We start from the raw sequence: 14,992 nt of genomic DNA, 5'->3' as shown, positions 1-14,992 counted from the left end.
AGGGCGAGACCATCGTGGCGGTCGACTGACCAGCCCCGCGCGCACCCGAAAGCAGCCCTCGCAATGTCTCTGAGGGGTGAAGCGGCCGAGGGAGTTTCCGGGTACACAAAGGCCGTGACCCCAGCGGCTATCATTTTCGATCTAGATGACACTCTGGCCAATCGGGCAGCGGGCTTAGCCAAGTACGCTTCGATGCTGGCGGAAGACTTTTCGGCGCACCTCCACTCTTGCAGCTTAAGCGACGTTCACGCTGCGCTTCTCGCCACGGACGACTTTGGTTCAATCAAGCAGGCGCTAGCTCTCGCAAAATCGTCGCTTTGGAGGACAGCGCCATCGGAGCACGTGCTCTTCGATCATTGGACCAGTCGCTTTGGTGCGGCTGCAACGCCGTTCCCTGGGGCGATCGAACTTCTGCAAACGATGCGTCGGCTGCGTATCAAGGGGGGACTGATCACCAACGGCGACTCGGCGATGCAGCGAAGCAAGATCGCCGCACTTGGCATTGAGCCGTTGTTGGACGTCATCGTGATTTCGTCCGAAGTAGGCGCGCAGAAGCCAGAGTCCTCGATCTTCAACTTTGCACTTGGGGAACTCGGTTGCACCGCAGCCGAGGCCTGGTTCGTTGGCGATCACCCAGATCAGGATGTGAGGGGGGCGGCAATGGCCGGTCTCCGTGCCTTCTGGGTGCCGACCGGATCGGCTCGAGACAGTAACCCGCCCGGTACCCAGCTAAACTCACTAGAGGACTTGCAAGGCTACCTTCGGCCCTTGTAGCCGCGCGAACGGCCGCAACGGGTCCATATGCGGAAGTCTCGCCGACGGCGAGTCGTGGAAGGAACATCGCCTCTACGTAGGCGCCCCCAAGCGGAACCATTCAGGCTCGCAGGCCGTTCGGGTCCGGTAATCTGGAGAGTTCCATGAAGTCTATCGCCCTGGCCGCGCTCATCGCGGCGACTTGCCTTGCTCCGTCGCTCGCCGCCGCCCAGCCCGCCGCGGCGAAGCCCGTGGCTCTGGGCCTGACCCGGCTGCAGCTCGAAGACGCCGACCTGGTCGACGTCAAGGGCCGCGAGATCGGGGAGGTCGAGCGGCTGGTGATCGATCGCAACGGCGCCGTCGTCGCCCTGATCGTCGAGATCGACCAGAACGATCCGAAGCCCGACCACATCGTCAGGATTCCGCTGACCGGCCTGGCCGCCGTCGTCGACCCCGATGACAAGGGCGAGTTCGACGTCCAGACCAACCAAAGCGTCGCGGACCTGCTGGCCCTTCCGGCGACGACCGTGCGCTAGGGCGTCAGATCGACCGCCGCGCGGAAGCCGCCATCCATATAGAACGGCACGGACTCATGGACGTGGGCGATCAGCCAGCGTCCGCCGATCCTGCGCAGGCCCAGCGTCACCCGGTTCCACACCGCGAACGGCCCGCCGTTCACCGCGGTGGCGCTGAGCCGGCTCAGGAAATGGCAGAAGGCGACATCGTCGCCGGCGGTGACGCGCAGTTGCGCGATCTCAACCCCGATCGGGCCGTCGAACGTGGCGAACCAGGCCTGGAGCGCGTCCTTGCCCCAGGCGTTGTCGCCGCTGAATTGCAACGGCGGGGCCATCACGAACTGGACCTCGTCCTCGGTGAAATGGGCCAGCACCCGGTCGGGGTCCTTGGTCCGGCGGCCCTGCGCCCAATCGTCCAGCACCGCGCGGACCTCGTGCTCGGCACGGGTTTGCTCAGTCTGCATCGTCATGATCGCCTCCTGCGGCGGTTGCGCCCCTTGGGGGGCCTCCCCAAGGACGAACCGGCGTCAGGCGAACCGACAGGCGGCGAGCAGACATGCAAAAGGGCGCAGCATAGCCACGCCCCGCACATCGGGAATCCCGGATCAGCCGCTAGGCGGCGTTTCCGGGACGACAGTCAGCCGCGCGAATGCGGCTAGACGTGTTCAGGAGCCTGGTGGGTCGCGGCGCAAATGGCGCTGAGGTGACCTTGCAGGGACCGGCTGGCGAGCAGGGCGTCGACAGCGCGGCACCCTTCTTCCTTCAGACGGGTCTTGAGTTGCGCGATGCTCGCGAATTGACCCGTGCGGGCCAGAGCGTAGGCGCGTTCAACAGTAGAGACTTCAGCCATAATAATCACCGCTTCCTAAAGGGAGGACGTTGACCACCACCAACCCGGGGGCCGTCGGTCTTGTGCCGGAAAGTAATCCGACCACGAGTCAGATCATACGGCGTCATCTCGACGATAACACGGTCCCCGACCAAGGAGCGGATTCGGTTCTTCTTCATCTTGCCGGCGGTGTAGGCCAGGATCTCATGATCGTTATCGAGCTTCACGCGGAACCGGCCCTCTGGCAGCAGTTCAATGATCAGCCCGTCGAATTCGATGAGCTCTTCCTTGGCCATACAAGGCCTCCTTTCTGCTAGGCCGCGTCTTATCCCGTAGAAATAGGATAACGCGGCAAACGAAAAAACGGGCCGGCGAATCGCCGGCCCGTCTCAACTTAGTGCAGGCTTGAAGCCTGCCGCCGTCTTAGACGGACTGGAGCTGGCCCGCGGACATCTTGCCGCTGCGCTGATCGCGCTCCAGTTCGAACGCGACCTTTTGGCCTTCGTTCAGGGTGCCCATGCCGGCACGCTCAACGGCCGAAATGTGCACGAAGACGTCCGCTCCACCTTCATCAGGTTGAATGAAGCCAAAGCCCTTGGTTCCGTTGAACCACTTCACAACGCCGGTAGCCATTTTTAGTCCCTTTCCGGGTCTAGTATATTCTCTGAGCCAAGTTCGGCCGAGAGATCAAAATTTCGGAGAGGGTCGAAGGCGGGTTCCGGATGTCCGCAGAGCGAACGAGGGATAGCGGCCGAACCACAACGATATTCGATGGGTCCTTAAATCCTATATTTGCGCGAAAAGCAAATTCTTTCGGGAAAGCTAGGCAGTAGGCTCGGCCCGACAACTAAGGTCGGAGCGAGCAGAAGCTGAAGTCAGTTCTATAGATCAAGACCTCGGAAGCCGCCCGTCCACTAGGTCCGCATCGCCTCGGCGACGAGCGTCGCCACCTCGCTCACCCGCCCGCTGGCCTTCCGCTCGCTATAGCGATCGACCAGGTAATCGGCGCGGTCGCGGGTCAGCAGCGTGAACTTCACCAACTCCTCCATCACGTCCACCACCCTGTCGTAATAGGCCGAGGGCTTCATCCGGTCGTCCTCGCCAAATTCCTTCCAGGCCATCGCCACCGAGGACTGGTTGGGAATGGTGATCATCCGCATCCAGCGGCCCAGCAGGCGCAGGGTGTTGACCGCGTTGAACGACTGCGAGCCGCCGCTGACCTGCATCACCGCCAAGGTTCGGCCCTGGGTCGGCCGCACGCTGCCGAGTTCCAGCGGGATCCAGTCGATCTGGCTCTTCATGACCCCGGTGATCGCCCCGTGCCGCTCGGGGCTGCACCAGACCTGGCCCTCCGACCACATCGACAACGCCCGCAGTTCCTGGACCTTCGGATGGTCGGCGCCCGCCCCGTCGGGCAACGGCAAGCCATGCGGATCAAAGATGCGCGTCTCGGCCCCCAGGCTTTGCAGGATGCGCGCGGCCTCCTCCGTCACCAGGCGGCTGAACGAACGCTCCCGCAGCGATCCGTAGAGCAACAGGATGCGCGGCGGATGGCTAGACATCGCGCCCGGCTCAAGCCGCTCGGCGGCTGGCTGCGACAGGAACTCAGGGCTTAGGGCGGGGAAATCGGTCACGAAACTCTCACTGGCTCGGTGTCTTCCAACCGTTACATATTTCGAATATACTGGAAATATGGAAACGAAAAGCGCTGTCGCAAGTCTGGCCGCACTCGCCCACGAAGGACGTCTCGCGGCCTTCAGGCTGCTGGTGCAGGCCGGCGGCGAGGGCCTGGCGGCCGGCGAACTGGCCCGGCGCCTGGACATGCTGCCCAACACCCTGTCGGCCAATCTCAACATCCTGAGCCACGCCGGCCTGGTGACCTCGGTCCGCGACGGCCGCTCGATCATCTACCGAGCCCAGTACGACGCCATGCGTGAGTTGCTGGGCTTCCTGGTCGAGGACTGCTGCGGCGGCTCCCCCGAGATCTGCGCCCCTCTTTTCAAAATCGCCGACGTCTGCTGCTAGAGGCCCCACCGTGTCGAAAACCTACAATCTGCTCTTCCTTTGCACCGGCAACTCCGCCCGCTCGATCATCGCCGAGGCGGTGCTCAACAAGGAGGGCGGCGGCCGCTTCAAGGCCTACTCCGCCGGCTCCATGCCCAAGGGCGAAGTCAATCCACATGCGCTCTCGCTGGTCGCGGCCCTCGGCTTCAACGCCTCCGACTTCCGATCCAAGTCATGGGACGAGTTCGCCAAGCCCGGCGCGCCGCCCTTGGATTTCGTGATCACCGTCTGCGACAACGCCGCGGGCGAGGTCTGCCCGATCTGGCCAGGCCAGCCGATGACCGCCCATTGGGGCATACCCGATCCCGCCGCCGCTGAAGGGACCGAGGCGGAGATCGCCGCGGCCTTCGCCGAGGCCGCTCGCCAGCTCGGGACCCGCATCCGCCTGTTCCTAAGCCTGCCGCACGACACCATCGACCAGCTCTCGCTGCAGACCAGATTGCGCGAGATCCACGAAGCCGCCGACACGCCTGAGCGCGCCTCGTGAGCGAGGGGCTCGTCGCCTCTGCTCCGCCGGAACCGGCGCCCATGTCGCGGTTCGAGCGCTACCTGACACTTTGGGTGGCGCTCTGCATCGTGGTCGGCGTCGGCCTTGGCCATCTGTTCCCGACCGCCTTCGAGGCGATCGGCGCGGCCGAGATCGCCAAGGTCAATCTGCCGATGGCGGTGCTGATCTGGCTGATGATCATCCCGATGTTGATGAAGATCGACTTCGGGGCCTTGGGCGCGGTCCGGCGGCACTGGCGCGGCATCGGCGTCACCCTGTTCATCAACTGGGCGGTGAAGCCGTTTTCGATGGCGGCGCTGGGCGCCTTCTTCATCGGCTACCTGTTCCGCCCCTACCTGCCGGCCGCCGAGATCGAGAGCTACATCGCCGGCCTGATCATCCTGGCCGCCGCGCCCTGCACCGCCATGGTCTTCGTCTGGAGCAACTTGACGAAGGGCGAGCCCAACTTCACGCTCAGCCAGGTGGCGCTGAACGACGCCATCATGGTCGTCGCCTTCGCCCCCATCGTCGGCCTGCTGCTCGGCCTCTCGGCGATCACCGTCCCCTGGCAGACGCTGCTGCTCTCGGTCGGGCTCTACATCGTGGCGCCGGTCATCCTCGCCCAGCTGCTGCGGGCCGCGGTCCTGAAGCGCGGCGGGGAGGCTGGCCTGCAACGCCTGCTCGGCGCCATATCGCCCCTGGCCCTGGCGGCGTTGCTCGCCACCCTCATCCTGCTGTTCGGTTTTCAGGGCGAGCAGATCATCGCCCAGCCGGCGATCATCGCCATGCTGGCCGTGCCGATCCTCATCCAGGTCTATTTCAACTCCGGCCTCGCCTATCTGCTGAACCGCATGACCGGCGAGGCCCATTGCGTCGCCGGCCCCTCGGCCCTGATCGGCGCCAGCAACTTCTTCGAACTGGCCGTCGCCGCCGCGATCAGCCTGTTCGGCTTCAAGTCCGGCGCGGCCCTGGCCACCGTGGTCGGCGTGCTGATCGAGGTGCCGGTGATGCTGTCGGTGGTCGCCATCGTGAACGCCAGCAAGTCCTGGTACGAACGCGGCCCGGCGGTGCGGCGCGTCGCGGCCCGAGGTTCTAAGGCCGCGTCGCGATCCAGATGACGTGCCGCGCGCCCTTGCCCTTGCGGTTGGCGTGGGCGCGGACCTCCTCGACCTGATAGCCGGTGGTCCGCAGCCGCTTGGCGAACTCGTTGCTGGGTCCCGAGGACCAGACCGCCAGCAATCCGCCGGGCTTCAGGGCCTTGGCCGCGGCCCGCAGGCCGTCCACCGAATAGAGGCTGTCGTTCTCCTCGCGGCTCAATCCGCCAGGGCCGTTGTCGACATCCAGCAAGATCGCGTCATAGGCGCCGCTCGCCTCGCCGATCAGCTGGCCGACGTCAGTCTCCTCGACACTGACACGCGGGTCCTCCAGGCTGCCCTCGAAGATGTGCGCCATCGGTCCGCGCGCCCAGGCGACCACCGCCGGGACCAGCTCGGCCACCACCACCTGCGCCTCCGCCGGCAAGTCGGCCAGGGCCGCGCGCAGGGTGAAGCCCATCCCCAGCCCGCCGATCAGCATCCGCACGCCCTTGCGTCCAGCCAATCGCTCGCAGGCCGCGCTGGCCAGCACCTTCTCCGAATTGCTCATGCGGCTGTTCATCAGCTCGATGCCGCCGGACATGATCGAGAACTCCTCGCCTCGCCGCATGAGGCGAAGTTCAGTCTCGCTGTCGGGAACCTGCGCGGAACCGAGATGGACCCAGGGAATCAAGAAAACCTCACCTTTTCAGCCGCTGCGCTTAACTAGAACGTCCGCCGCCATCGACCAACCGCGACATCGGGGCGACCAGAGTGGAAGCCTGCTCGCCCAAGCTGCGCTAGGATACCCCTGGCTGCGGCGGAGGACGCGCATGTTCAAGACCGACGAAACCCGCCAGGCGGCATGGCTGACCCTCGGCGTCTGGCTGCTCTCGGGCGTGCTGTTCTCGGCGACCCACGCCCTGGTCAACGAGTCGATGACCGGCCGCGTTCTGGCCACCGTCGTGGCGATGAACCTGTTCGGCTCCCTCGCCTCGATCGGCCTTTATCAGGCCGCCCTGCGCACCCGTCACCGGCCCGCGCTGATCCGGGTCGCGACCATCGCCGCCGCCGCCGTGGCCGCCGCCGCCTTTCTCGGCTTCGTCGATGTCGCGCTGATGGACCTGATCCGGCGGGTCTTCGAACCGGACGGCAAGCTGTCCAGCGTGCCGATCTGGATCCGCGCCTGCGTCAACATCGTCGCCTTCATCTGGATCTTCGGCATGCTGGGGGCGATCTATCTGACGCTGCAGGCCAACTGGACGGTGCGCGAGCGCGAACTCCAGCTCGCCGCCGCGCGCACCGCCGCCAGCGAGGCCAACGCCGCGGCCAGCGCCGCCCGGCTGGCCGCCCTTCGCTATCAGCTCAACCCGCACTTCCTGTTCAATACGCTGAACGCGGTCTCGGCCGCCGTCATCACCCATCGCACCGACGAGGCCGAGAGCATGCTCTCCAAGCTGGCCGATTTCCTGCGCGTGACCCTGGTCACCGATCCCGAGGCGATGATCCCGCTGGAAGATGAACTCGCCACTCTCCAGGCCTATCTGGAGATCGAAAGCGTCCGCTTCCGCGAGCGGCTGGCCCTGGAGTTCGTCTGCCCCGACGACCTGCGCGGCGCCCTGATCCCCAGCTTCCTGCTGCAGCCGCTGATCGAGAACGCCATCAAGCACGGCGTCGCCCCGACCAGCGAGACCGTCACCATCCGGCTGGAGATCAACCGCGACGCCGAGGACCTGGTGATCCTGGTCCAGGACGACGGCGAGGGCGGCGACGGCGAGGTCCGCCCCGGCGCGGGCCTTGGCCTGCGCAACATCCGCCTGCGGCTCGACACCCTCTACGGGCCTCGCGGCACCTTGCAGGCCACGCCCCTGGCGCGCGGCTTTCTCGCCATGATCCGCCTGCCCCTGCAGTGGCCGTCGGCCAAGACCCTGTCACAGGCCGCCTGACCCATGCGTATCCTCCTGGTCGATGACGAGCCCTCGGCGCTCGAACGCCTAAGCGCCCTGCTGGCCCAGGCGCCGGACGTGACCGTGGTAGGAACCGCCCGCAACGGCCGCGAGGCGACCCAGGCGATCGCCGCCCTGCACCCCGACCTCGTGCTGCTCGACATCCAGATGCCCGAGGCCAGCGGCTTGGCCGTGGCCGCCGCCCTTCCCCTGGAAGAACGCCCGGAGATCGTCTTCGTCACCGCCTTCGAGCTCTACGCCGCCGACGCCTTCGAGGTAGAGGCCGCCGACTACCTGCTCAAGCCCGTGCGCTTCGACCGCCTGCGCCAGGCCATTGAACGTGCTCGCCGCCGCAAGGCCCATCGCGCCGCCTTCGCGCGCGCCGAGGACGCCCTCGCCGCGCCGGCCGACGAAGATCCCGACGGCTTCTGGGTTCAGGTTCGCACCGGCTTCGTGCGGGTGCCGCTCTCCGAGATCGACTGGATCGAGGCGGCCAAGGACTATGTGCTGCTGCACACCGCCACCCGCAGCCACATCCACCGCTCCACCATGAACGCCCTGGAGCGCAAGCTGAGCCCGGCCGAACTGACCCGCGTCCACCGCTCGGCCTTCGTGCGGCCCGCCCGCGTCGCCGAGATCAAACGCCTGGGCAAGGGCCTGATCTCCCTGGTGCTGCAAGACGGCGTCAACGTCGCCGTCGGCCCGTCCTACGTGAACACCGTCACCGAACGCCTAGCCCTCCACCGGGGTTGAGGCCGCCGCCCGGCGCCTCCACCAAATTTGCAGCCCCCTGTCGGGAGCGGGCATACTCGTCCGTCCTTAGGGAGAACGAGAACCCAAATGCTCTACGCCATCCTTTGCTACAACGACGAAGCCGTCACCACCTCCTGGACCCAGGACGAGGACGCCGCCGTCATGGCCAAGCTCCAGCTGGTCCATGATCAGCTCTATGCCGACAAGCTGCTGGGCCCGGCCATCCGGCTGATGCCGACCACCACCGCCACCACCCTGCGCAAGTCCCAGGACCTGGTGATCGACGGCCCGTTCGCCGAGACCAAGGAACAGCTGCTCGGCTTCTACATCATCGACGTGACTGACCTCGAGGCGGCCCTGCAGGTCGCCCGCGACCTCGGCAAGGCCAATCCCGGTGGCGCCTATGAGCTACGGCCGATCAACATTTATCAGCCCGGAATAGAGATCAAATGAGCGACCCCGCCTGGATCGATGCGGCCCTTATCTCCGCGCGTCCCCAGGCGCTCGGCGCCCTCCTGCGCTACTTCCGCGACCTCGACACCGCCGAGGAGGCGTTTCAGGACGCCTGCCTGCGGGCGTTGAAGAACTGGCCGGTCAACGGCCCGCCGCGTGATCCGACCGCCTGGCTGATCATGGTGGGCCGCAACAGCGGCATCGACGCCGCGCGCCGCAGGTCCAAGCAGCAGGCCCTGCCCTCCGAGGATGCGATCTCCGACCTCGACGACGTCGAGGCGCCTCTGGCCGAGCGGCTGGACGGCGCCGACTACCGCGACGACATCCTGCGACTGCTGTTCATCTGCTGCCATCCAGGCCTTCCGGCGGTGCAGCAGGTGGCCGTGGCGCTGCGCATCGTCTGCGGCCTGTCGGTGGGGCAAATCGCCCGCGCCTTCCTGGTCGGCGAAAGCGCCATGGAGCAGCGGATCACCCGCGCCAAGGCCCGCATCGGCCAGGCCAAGGTCGCCTTCGAAACCCCCGGCCCGGCCGAGCGCGCCGAACGCCTCGCCGCCGTGACCGCCGTCGTCTACCTGATCTTCAACGAAGGCTATTCCTCGACCGGCGAGGAGGCCGACCGCAAGGCGCCCTTCGCGCAGGAAGCCATCCGCCTGGGCCGCTTGCTGCTGCGCCTGTTCAAGACTGAACCGGAGGTCATGGGCCTGACCGCTCTGATGCTGTTGCAGCACGCCCGCGCCGGCGCCCGCTTCGCCCCCAGCGGCGAGTTGATCCTGTTGGAAGACCAGGACCGCACCCTTTGGAACCGGGCCATGATCGCCGAGGGCCTGGCCCTCCTCGACAAGGCCCTGCGCCACGCAGCCCCCGGCCCCTATCAGGTCCAGGCCGCCATCGCCGCCCTGCACGACCGGGCGCCCCGCGCGCAGGACACCGACTGGCGTCAGATCGACGCCCTCTACGCGACGCTGGAACGCATGACGCCCTCCCCCGTCGTGACCCTCAACCGGGCCGTGGCGGTCAGCAAGGTGGCCGGACCGCAGGCCGCGCTCGCCATGATCGAGCCCTTGGCCCAGCCCCTGGCCGGCTACTTCTACTTCTACGGCGCCAAGGGCGGCTTCCTGATGCAGCTTGGCCGAGGCCGCGAAGCCCACGAAGCCTTCGACCGCGCCATCGCCCTGGCCGGAACCGCCGCCGAGGCCGCCCACATCCGCCTGCACCTGGACCGGTTAGCCAAGGACGCCGAGGCCGGCGCCCGCTGACAGCGCTCAAGAAAAAGCCCGCCTCCCAGGCCGGAGACGGGCTGTTCGCTCAGATTGGATAGCCGGATCAGGCCGCGCTGAAAGCGTTCCGGCGGCGCGACGTCCGCACCATGGAGCCCACCGCGCCAAAGCCGATGATCATCATCGCCCAGGTGGCTGGTTCGGGCACCGCCGCCATGACCGAAACATTGTCGAGCGCGGCGCCCCAACAGCAGTTGGCGGGGTCGTCGCTCGTGCCGGTGAAGACGATCTGGGTGAACGCGCCGGTCGCGACGAACGACATACTACGCGACGTCCACAACATGTTCTGCCGGCTGTTAGCCGAACTTAGCACATATTGGGTCGCGCCGATCTCAGCGCCGCCCGCACTGACGGTGATGAAACGCCCAGCGTCACGATACATGTCGGGATTGCCGGAAATGTCGAACGTCAGGTTGTAGGTCCGTCCCGCCTGGGTCGCGATGGTCTGGGCGATGACACCGCGACCGAAACCTCCGATGAGATCAAGGCTATAGCCGTCACCATCCGACGACTGCCATGCGCTGTTGGACCAATCGACATAGTTGGTGAGCACCGTCCAACCGGCAATCTGGGTGGCGCTGACAGTGGAAACGGTGGCTACTCCCCTCCCGATACTGCCCGTGAACCCACCGTTGACGACCAGTTCGGTGGCGGCGTTCGCCGACCCGGCGGTCGTGAGGGCGGCTAAAACGCCCGCCATGAGTAGTTTGAGTTTCACGGAATATTCCCCTCGATTGATCGTACGCTTGGAGAGGTTCACCCTCGCCCGCGCGGTCCCGAATCGGGACAAGCCACACTCCCAATAGCTAGGCCGATCACCACAATCAAAAGGTGCGAACGGCGACTTGTGAACCGCCGTTAACAATTCGCCGAACGGGCGAAATCCTTCGCGCCAGTCTCCCTTCACAGGGGCAAAAAGCCGAGAGGCCCGCCCCCGGGTGATGGGAGCGGGCCGATGCCGTTCGATCAGTTGGCTTGGTCAGGCGGCGCCAAGCACGTTCCGGCGGCGGTTGCTGCGGACCATCGACCCGGCCGCGCCGAAGCCGATGATCATCATCGCCCAGGTCGAGGGCTCGGGAACGCCGGCCGCCAGACTGTAGAGGTTGATCTTGCCTTGGATGAAGGCGCTGTTGCTGGCCTGCTCCTTGGTCCAGAAGCCGTCGCTCGGATTGCCGCCCACCAGGAAGCCGGCGATATCCAAGGTGTAGGTGTCCGCGCCGATCATGAAGGTGTCGGAACTCGCATTGAAGTTCATCTTCACCCGGTCGGCGCAACCATTGACGTTAATGCCGCTGTTGTTCGCCCCACCGTTCGCGCAGGTGGAATCCTGGTTCGGCGTCTCGAAGTGGGTGAAGTTGTAGGTGAAGGTGCGGTCGCCGAGATTGACGTTGTCGACGACGACTTCAGCCGTGAACAGCAAGGTGATCCCGCTGATCGAGGTTCCCGAGCTGATCGGGAAATTCAGATGCTGGAACTCGCCCATGGTGAACGCGCCCGACGAATACGGCGAGGTCACGCTGATCGGGCCGAAGTCCGATCCGATGAAGTTGTAGCCGCTCTGGCCGTACCCCTGCGGGACACCCCAACGCACCTGGGCGTTGGCGCTGTCGTTGTTCGAATAGGTCGCGCTCGATCCGATCGCATTGGACCAAGCCCCCCGGACGTTCTCGAATGACACCGTCGCGGCGGCCGCGGGCGCAGCCAGAACCGTCGTCAAAGCAAATGCCGAAATCGCGAAAGCCCGCGCAGCAACACCGATATTCTTCATGTTAATTCCCCGTTAATCAGCCCTAACAGCGCCAATAACGGCCACGAATTCAGACGTCAAATATTCGTTGATCACAATACATTAGCTGTTTCGTTTTTTCTTCTTGCAGGCGAAATTTTACATTCCGACATCACGCAAATCCCCTAGTACGGACTGCAAATCACAAATTGTATTACGAGCATCAGCGCAGCGATGACTCACATGGCAGGAAATTCAGGGCGCGCGCCCGACGCATGCTTGCCGACTATTGGCGGACCGGTCATCTAAACCAGCATCCAGGGGACAATCATGGCGACGAGCGAACTGCAGGACCTGCTTGAACAGCGGCTGACCGAGGAACTCGGCGAGACACAAGCCGCGGCGCGTTTGACCCATCAGATCCTCGACATCGCCTTGAGCTGGCGACCATCTCAAATCCCCGCCGCCCAGATCACCCGGATCGTGGCCTATGGCTTTGGCAATCGCCCGCGCGAGAGCGCCGGGCCAAACGACCTGGCCGATCCCGGCCCGGTGAACGAAGCGCTGGCGCAGGCGGTGCGGGCGATCCATCGGCTGAAACCCGTCAAGATCTATGCCCAGTGGGAGATCGCCCGCTTCCTGGCCGGCCAGCCCGGAATGGCCGACGTGGTCTCCATCGAACCGGTCTTCGCGCCCGACGGATCGCTCGAATACCTATCGACCGACGGGGTCGCCGCCGAGGTCATGCGCCAGGAAGGTGGCGCGGACGCCGCAATGGGAACGGTCGCCATCGTCGCGCACAAGGACCACGCCAAACGCTGCGTCCAGATTTCGCGCCGTCACGGAATGGACGCGCACGTCGCCGCCGAGGTCGAGCTACCCTCCGCCTACGACGCCCTCTCAGGCCAGCCCTGGACGCGGCGACGCGACATCTACCTGGCGCACGACCTGGCCGCCCAGTTCATCGCCCTGCGCGGGCAGGCGATCGCCGCCCTCGACAAGGTCTAGTTCACGGTCGGAAAAGTCGCGCCCCCTTGTCGGGACCACGCAACCTCGTTCGTCCTTGGGTCATCTGCAGCACGGACTGCGACGACTCGAAGGACGGAAACAATGGCCAGCGAAACCATGACCCCGCCGACCGTGACGGGTGTAACTCCCTACATCAACGTCCAGGGCGCCAGCGACGCCTCGGCCTTCTATCAAAAGGCTTTCGGCGCCCAGGAACTGATGCGGATGCCGGCGGAAGACGGCAAGCGCCTGATGCACTGCCATCTGCAGATCAACGGCGGCCCGTTGCTGATGAGCGATTGCTGGCCCGAGGAAGGCTACCCGCACCAGCCCTCCCACTCCTTCACCATGCACCTCCAGGTCGACGACATCGACGCTTGGTGGAAGCGCGCTGTCGAGGCCGGCGCGACCCCGGTCATGCCGGTGGCCGACATGTTCTGGGGCGACCGTTACGGCACGCTGCGCGACCCCTTCGGCGTCAACTGGTCGCTCGGCCAGTCCCCCAAGCCCTGACCCTCGCCCAGTTGGAAGCCCCCATGGTCACCATCACCGACACCGCGTCCGCCTCAACCCCTAAACTGATGCTCTGGGCGGGCCGCATCCTGACCGGCCTGGTCGTCGCCTTCATGACCTTCGACACGGTCATCAAGCTGATCGACCTGCAGGTCGTCCGCGATAGCCTGGACCAGCTCGGCTACCCCGCCGCGCTCGGCCCGACGATCGGGGCGATCGAGCTGATCTGCCTGCTGCTCTACGTCTTCCCGCGAACGGCGGTGCTGGGCGCGGTGCTGCTGACGGCGGTCATGGGCGGCGCCATCGCCAGCCACCTGCGGATCGGCGATCCCCTGCTCTCCCACACCCTATTTGGCGTCTATCTAGGCGCGGCGATCTGGGGCGGCCTCTATCTGCGCGACGCGAGGCTGCGCGCCATCTTCCCCGTCCGGCGCTAGGAAAAGCGCCGGCCGCCACGGCCGCTTCGTCGGATCCGAGCTTGGGCGGCGCGCTCCCGCCCCGGAGCAACCTTCATGACCTGCTCCGCGCGGGATTGAGACTTTCACCTGCTGGGAGCCTGACGGTGAGGGCCGATCATGGCCGCGGAGTGGTCGGGTTTCTAGGCCGCCGCCCGCACCACCGGCAGCACCTGGTCCAGGCACAGCAGCGTCACGATACCCTCGTCGGTGGAGATGATCCCCTGCACGAACTCGCGCACTTCGTCGGTTCCAACCCCGGGCGGCGGCTGCACCATGTCCTCGGTCACCGCGATGATGTCGCAGACCGCGTCGACGAGCAGCCCCACCGGCACGTCGTTGATATGGGCCACCACCACCACCGACGAGGAGTCCGGCTGACAGGCCCCCAGCCCCAGCCGAGCGCTCAGATCGACAACCGCCAGCACCACGCCGCGCAGATTGATCATCCCCACCACATAGGACGGCGCATGGGGCACCGGGGTCGAGGCGCTCCAGCCGCGGATCTCCCGTACCGCCATGATGTCGAGCGCGAACTGCTGCCCGCCGATGCGCACGCTGATCAGCTCCGCGGCGGCCGAGTTCATGTGATCGGCCATTAGAACTCTTCCCAGCTGTCGGTCGACGGGACCGCTTGCAGTTTGCGCGCCGCCCCGCCCAGAGAGATCGGGCCACGGGCCGGCCCGCCGCGGGGCGCGGGGCCGCGACGCGGCGGCTCGGCCCGCGCTCTGGCCCTCGCCTCGCCGATCTCGAACTCGTCCATCAGTTGGTCCAGCTCGCCGGCCTGATGGGCCAAGGCATGGCTCGCCGCCGTCGATTCCTCGACCATGGCGGCGTTCTGCTGGGTCATCTGGTCCATCTCGTTGATGGCGGTGTTGACCTGACCCAAGCCCACGGCCTGCTCCTGGGCCGAGGCGGCGATCTCGGTCACCAGTTCGGTGATCTTGGCCACCTCGGCGACGATCCGCTGCAGCGCCTGGCCGGTCTTGCCCACCAGTTCGACGCCGGAGCTCACCTGCGCGGTCGAGGCCGAGATCAGCGCCTTGATCTCCTTGGCCGCCTCGGCCGAGCGTTGGGCCAGGGCACGCACCTCGGAGGCGACGACCGCGAAACCTCGGCCAGCTTCCCCGGCGCGCGCGG

22 protein-coding genes are annotated in these 14,992 nt (G+C 66.0%); 12 read left to right on the top strand and 10 right to left on the bottom strand.

The window, feature by feature from the left end; all coding sequences use genetic code 11:
• Positions 1 to 63 precede the first annotated feature (63 nt).
• Both Q7T84_RS05905 and Q7T84_RS05900 read left to right on the top strand, forming a co-directional pair.
• Positions 64 to 774 (top strand): HAD family hydrolase, encoded by a 711-nt coding sequence (locus Q7T84_RS05905; RefSeq protein WP_304806821.1) that lies wholly within the window; start codon positions 64 to 66, stop codon positions 772 to 774.
• 143 nt (positions 775 to 917) lie between these two features.
• The gene (locus tag Q7T84_RS05900) at positions 918 to 1,289 is read left to right on the top strand and encodes a PRC-barrel domain-containing protein (RefSeq protein ID WP_304806820.1); all 372 of its coding nucleotides are present in this window, start codon (positions 918 to 920) and stop codon (positions 1,287 to 1,289) included.
• Here Q7T84_RS05900 and Q7T84_RS05895 read toward each other — a convergent pair.
• From Q7T84_RS05895 to arsH, 5 genes are all read right to left on the bottom strand, one after another.
• Positions 1,286 to 1,738, bottom strand: coding sequence for an SgcJ/EcaC family oxidoreductase (locus Q7T84_RS05895; protein ID WP_304806819.1), 453 nt, complete (start codon positions 1,736 to 1,738; stop codon positions 1,286 to 1,288). The two genes, Q7T84_RS05900 and Q7T84_RS05895, sit on opposite strands and share 4 nt — an antisense overlap.
• Before the next feature lie 185 nt (positions 1,739 to 1,923).
• Positions 1,924 to 2,118, bottom strand: coding sequence for a hypothetical protein (locus Q7T84_RS05890; protein WP_304806818.1), 195 nt, complete (start codon positions 2,116 to 2,118; stop codon positions 1,924 to 1,926).
• 5 nt (positions 2,119 to 2,123) lie between these two features.
• Positions 2,124 to 2,393 (bottom strand): translation initiation factor IF-1, encoded by a 270-nt coding sequence (infA, locus tag Q7T84_RS05885; RefSeq protein WP_056735275.1) that lies wholly within the window; start codon positions 2,391 to 2,393, stop codon positions 2,124 to 2,126.
• A gap of 127 nt (positions 2,394 to 2,520) precedes the next feature.
• A complete protein-coding gene (locus tag Q7T84_RS05880) occupies positions 2,521 to 2,730 on the bottom strand; it encodes a cold-shock protein (RefSeq protein WP_056735274.1) in 210 nt (69 codons plus the stop codon).
• 281 nt (positions 2,731 to 3,011) lie between these two features.
• On the bottom strand, positions 3,012 to 3,731 hold the full coding sequence (gene arsH / locus Q7T84_RS05875) for an arsenical resistance protein ArsH (RefSeq protein WP_304806817.1): 720 nt from the start codon (positions 3,729 to 3,731) through the stop codon (positions 3,012 to 3,014).
• 58 nt (positions 3,732 to 3,789) lie between these two features.
• On the opposite strand from arsH, the gene Q7T84_RS05870 reads away from it, so the two are divergent.
• Genes Q7T84_RS05870 through arsB form a run of 3 tightly spaced genes read left to right on the top strand, consistent with a single transcriptional unit; the run spans position 3,790 to position 5,766 of the window.
• Complete coding sequence (locus Q7T84_RS05870) at positions 3,790 to 4,122, top strand: helix-turn-helix transcriptional regulator (RefSeq protein ID WP_304806816.1); 333 nt, start codon at positions 3,790 to 3,792, stop codon at positions 4,120 to 4,122.
• 10 nt (positions 4,123 to 4,132) lie between these two features.
• A complete protein-coding gene (locus Q7T84_RS05865; protein ID WP_304806815.1) occupies positions 4,133 to 4,648 on the top strand; it encodes an arsenate reductase ArsC in 516 nt (171 codons plus the stop codon).
• Positions 4,645 to 5,766: an ACR3 family arsenite efflux transporter gene (arsB, locus tag Q7T84_RS05860; protein WP_304806814.1), complete on the top strand. Its 1,122-nt coding sequence runs from the start codon at positions 4,645 to 4,647 to the stop codon at positions 5,764 to 5,766. Before Q7T84_RS05865 ends, arsB begins: the two co-directional genes overlap by 4 nt.
• On the opposite strand, the gene Q7T84_RS05855 is transcribed toward arsB, so the two are convergent.
• A complete protein-coding gene (locus Q7T84_RS05855; protein WP_304806813.1) occupies positions 5,741 to 6,325 on the bottom strand; it encodes a spermidine synthase in 585 nt (194 codons plus the stop codon). The genes arsB and Q7T84_RS05855 overlap by 26 nt on opposite strands.
• A gap of 229 nt (positions 6,326 to 6,554) precedes the next feature.
• Here Q7T84_RS05855 and Q7T84_RS05850 point away from each other — a divergent pair, with 229 nt between their 5' ends.
• From Q7T84_RS05850 to Q7T84_RS05835, 4 genes are all read left to right on the top strand, one after another.
• Positions 6,555 to 7,667 carry a sensor histidine kinase gene (locus tag Q7T84_RS05850; RefSeq protein ID WP_304806812.1) on the top strand — a complete coding sequence of 371 codons (1,113 nt, stop codon included), beginning with the start codon at positions 6,555 to 6,557 and terminating at the stop codon, positions 7,665 to 7,667.
• A 3-nt stretch (positions 7,668 to 7,670) separates the two neighbouring features.
• Positions 7,671 to 8,420: a LytTR family DNA-binding domain-containing protein gene (locus Q7T84_RS05845; RefSeq protein WP_304806811.1), complete on the top strand. Its 750-nt coding sequence runs from the start codon at positions 7,671 to 7,673 to the stop codon at positions 8,418 to 8,420.
• Positions 8,421 to 8,507: 87 nt separating this feature from the next.
• Positions 8,508 to 8,873, top strand: coding sequence for a YciI family protein (locus tag Q7T84_RS05840; RefSeq protein ID WP_304806810.1), 366 nt, complete (start codon positions 8,508 to 8,510; stop codon positions 8,871 to 8,873).
• Positions 8,870 to 10,129, top strand: coding sequence for an RNA polymerase sigma factor (locus tag Q7T84_RS05835; RefSeq protein WP_304806809.1), 1,260 nt, complete (start codon positions 8,870 to 8,872; stop codon positions 10,127 to 10,129). Before Q7T84_RS05840 ends, Q7T84_RS05835 begins: the two co-directional genes overlap by 4 nt.
• A gap of 67 nt (positions 10,130 to 10,196) precedes the next feature.
• On the opposite strand, the gene Q7T84_RS05830 is transcribed toward Q7T84_RS05835, so the two are convergent.
• Together Q7T84_RS05830 and Q7T84_RS05825 are read right to left on the bottom strand one after the other, a co-directional pair.
• Positions 10,197 to 10,910 carry a PEPxxWA-CTERM sorting domain-containing protein gene (locus Q7T84_RS05830; protein ID WP_304806808.1) on the bottom strand — a complete coding sequence of 238 codons (714 nt, stop codon included), beginning with the start codon at positions 10,908 to 10,910 and terminating at the stop codon, positions 10,197 to 10,199.
• 219 nt (positions 10,911 to 11,129) lie between these two features.
• Positions 11,130 to 11,918: a THxN family PEP-CTERM protein gene (locus tag Q7T84_RS05825; protein ID WP_304806807.1), complete on the bottom strand. Its 789-nt coding sequence runs from the start codon at positions 11,916 to 11,918 to the stop codon at positions 11,130 to 11,132.
• A gap of 288 nt (positions 11,919 to 12,206) precedes the next feature.
• Here Q7T84_RS05825 and Q7T84_RS05820 point away from each other — a divergent pair, with 288 nt between their 5' ends.
• The 3 genes from Q7T84_RS05820 to Q7T84_RS05810 all read left to right on the top strand — a co-directional run bounded on the left by Q7T84_RS05820 (position 12,207) and on the right by Q7T84_RS05810 (position 13,834).
• Positions 12,207 to 12,884: a hypothetical protein gene (locus tag Q7T84_RS05820; protein ID WP_304806806.1), complete on the top strand. Its 678-nt coding sequence runs from the start codon at positions 12,207 to 12,209 to the stop codon at positions 12,882 to 12,884.
• Between the two features lie 102 nt (positions 12,885 to 12,986).
• Positions 12,987 to 13,397: a glyoxalase/bleomycin resistance/extradiol dioxygenase family protein gene (locus Q7T84_RS05815; protein ID WP_304806805.1), complete on the top strand. Its 411-nt coding sequence runs from the start codon at positions 12,987 to 12,989 to the stop codon at positions 13,395 to 13,397.
• 23 nt (positions 13,398 to 13,420) lie between these two features.
• Entirely contained in the window at positions 13,421 to 13,834 is a 414-nt protein-coding gene (locus Q7T84_RS05810) for a DoxX family protein (protein WP_304806804.1), read from the top strand.
• A gap of 161 nt (positions 13,835 to 13,995) precedes the next feature.
• Here Q7T84_RS05810 and Q7T84_RS05805 read toward each other — a convergent pair whose 3' ends face one another.
• Both Q7T84_RS05805 and Q7T84_RS05800 read right to left on the bottom strand, forming a co-directional pair.
• A complete protein-coding gene (locus Q7T84_RS05805; protein ID WP_304806803.1) occupies positions 13,996 to 14,451 on the bottom strand; it encodes a chemotaxis protein CheW in 456 nt (151 codons plus the stop codon).
• The coding region (locus tag Q7T84_RS05800; protein WP_304806802.1) for a methyl-accepting chemotaxis protein at positions 14,451 to 14,992 on the bottom strand (542 nt) is incomplete at its 5' end. The genes Q7T84_RS05805 and Q7T84_RS05800, both read right to left, overlap by 1 nt.

It is taken from the genome of Phenylobacterium sp. (assembly GCF_030654915.1).
Lineage (GTDB): Bacteria > Pseudomonadota > Alphaproteobacteria > Caulobacterales > Caulobacteraceae > Phenylobacterium.
Note: the sequence above shows the minus strand (reverse complement) of the source record. Positions and strands in the feature narration are given on the sequence as shown.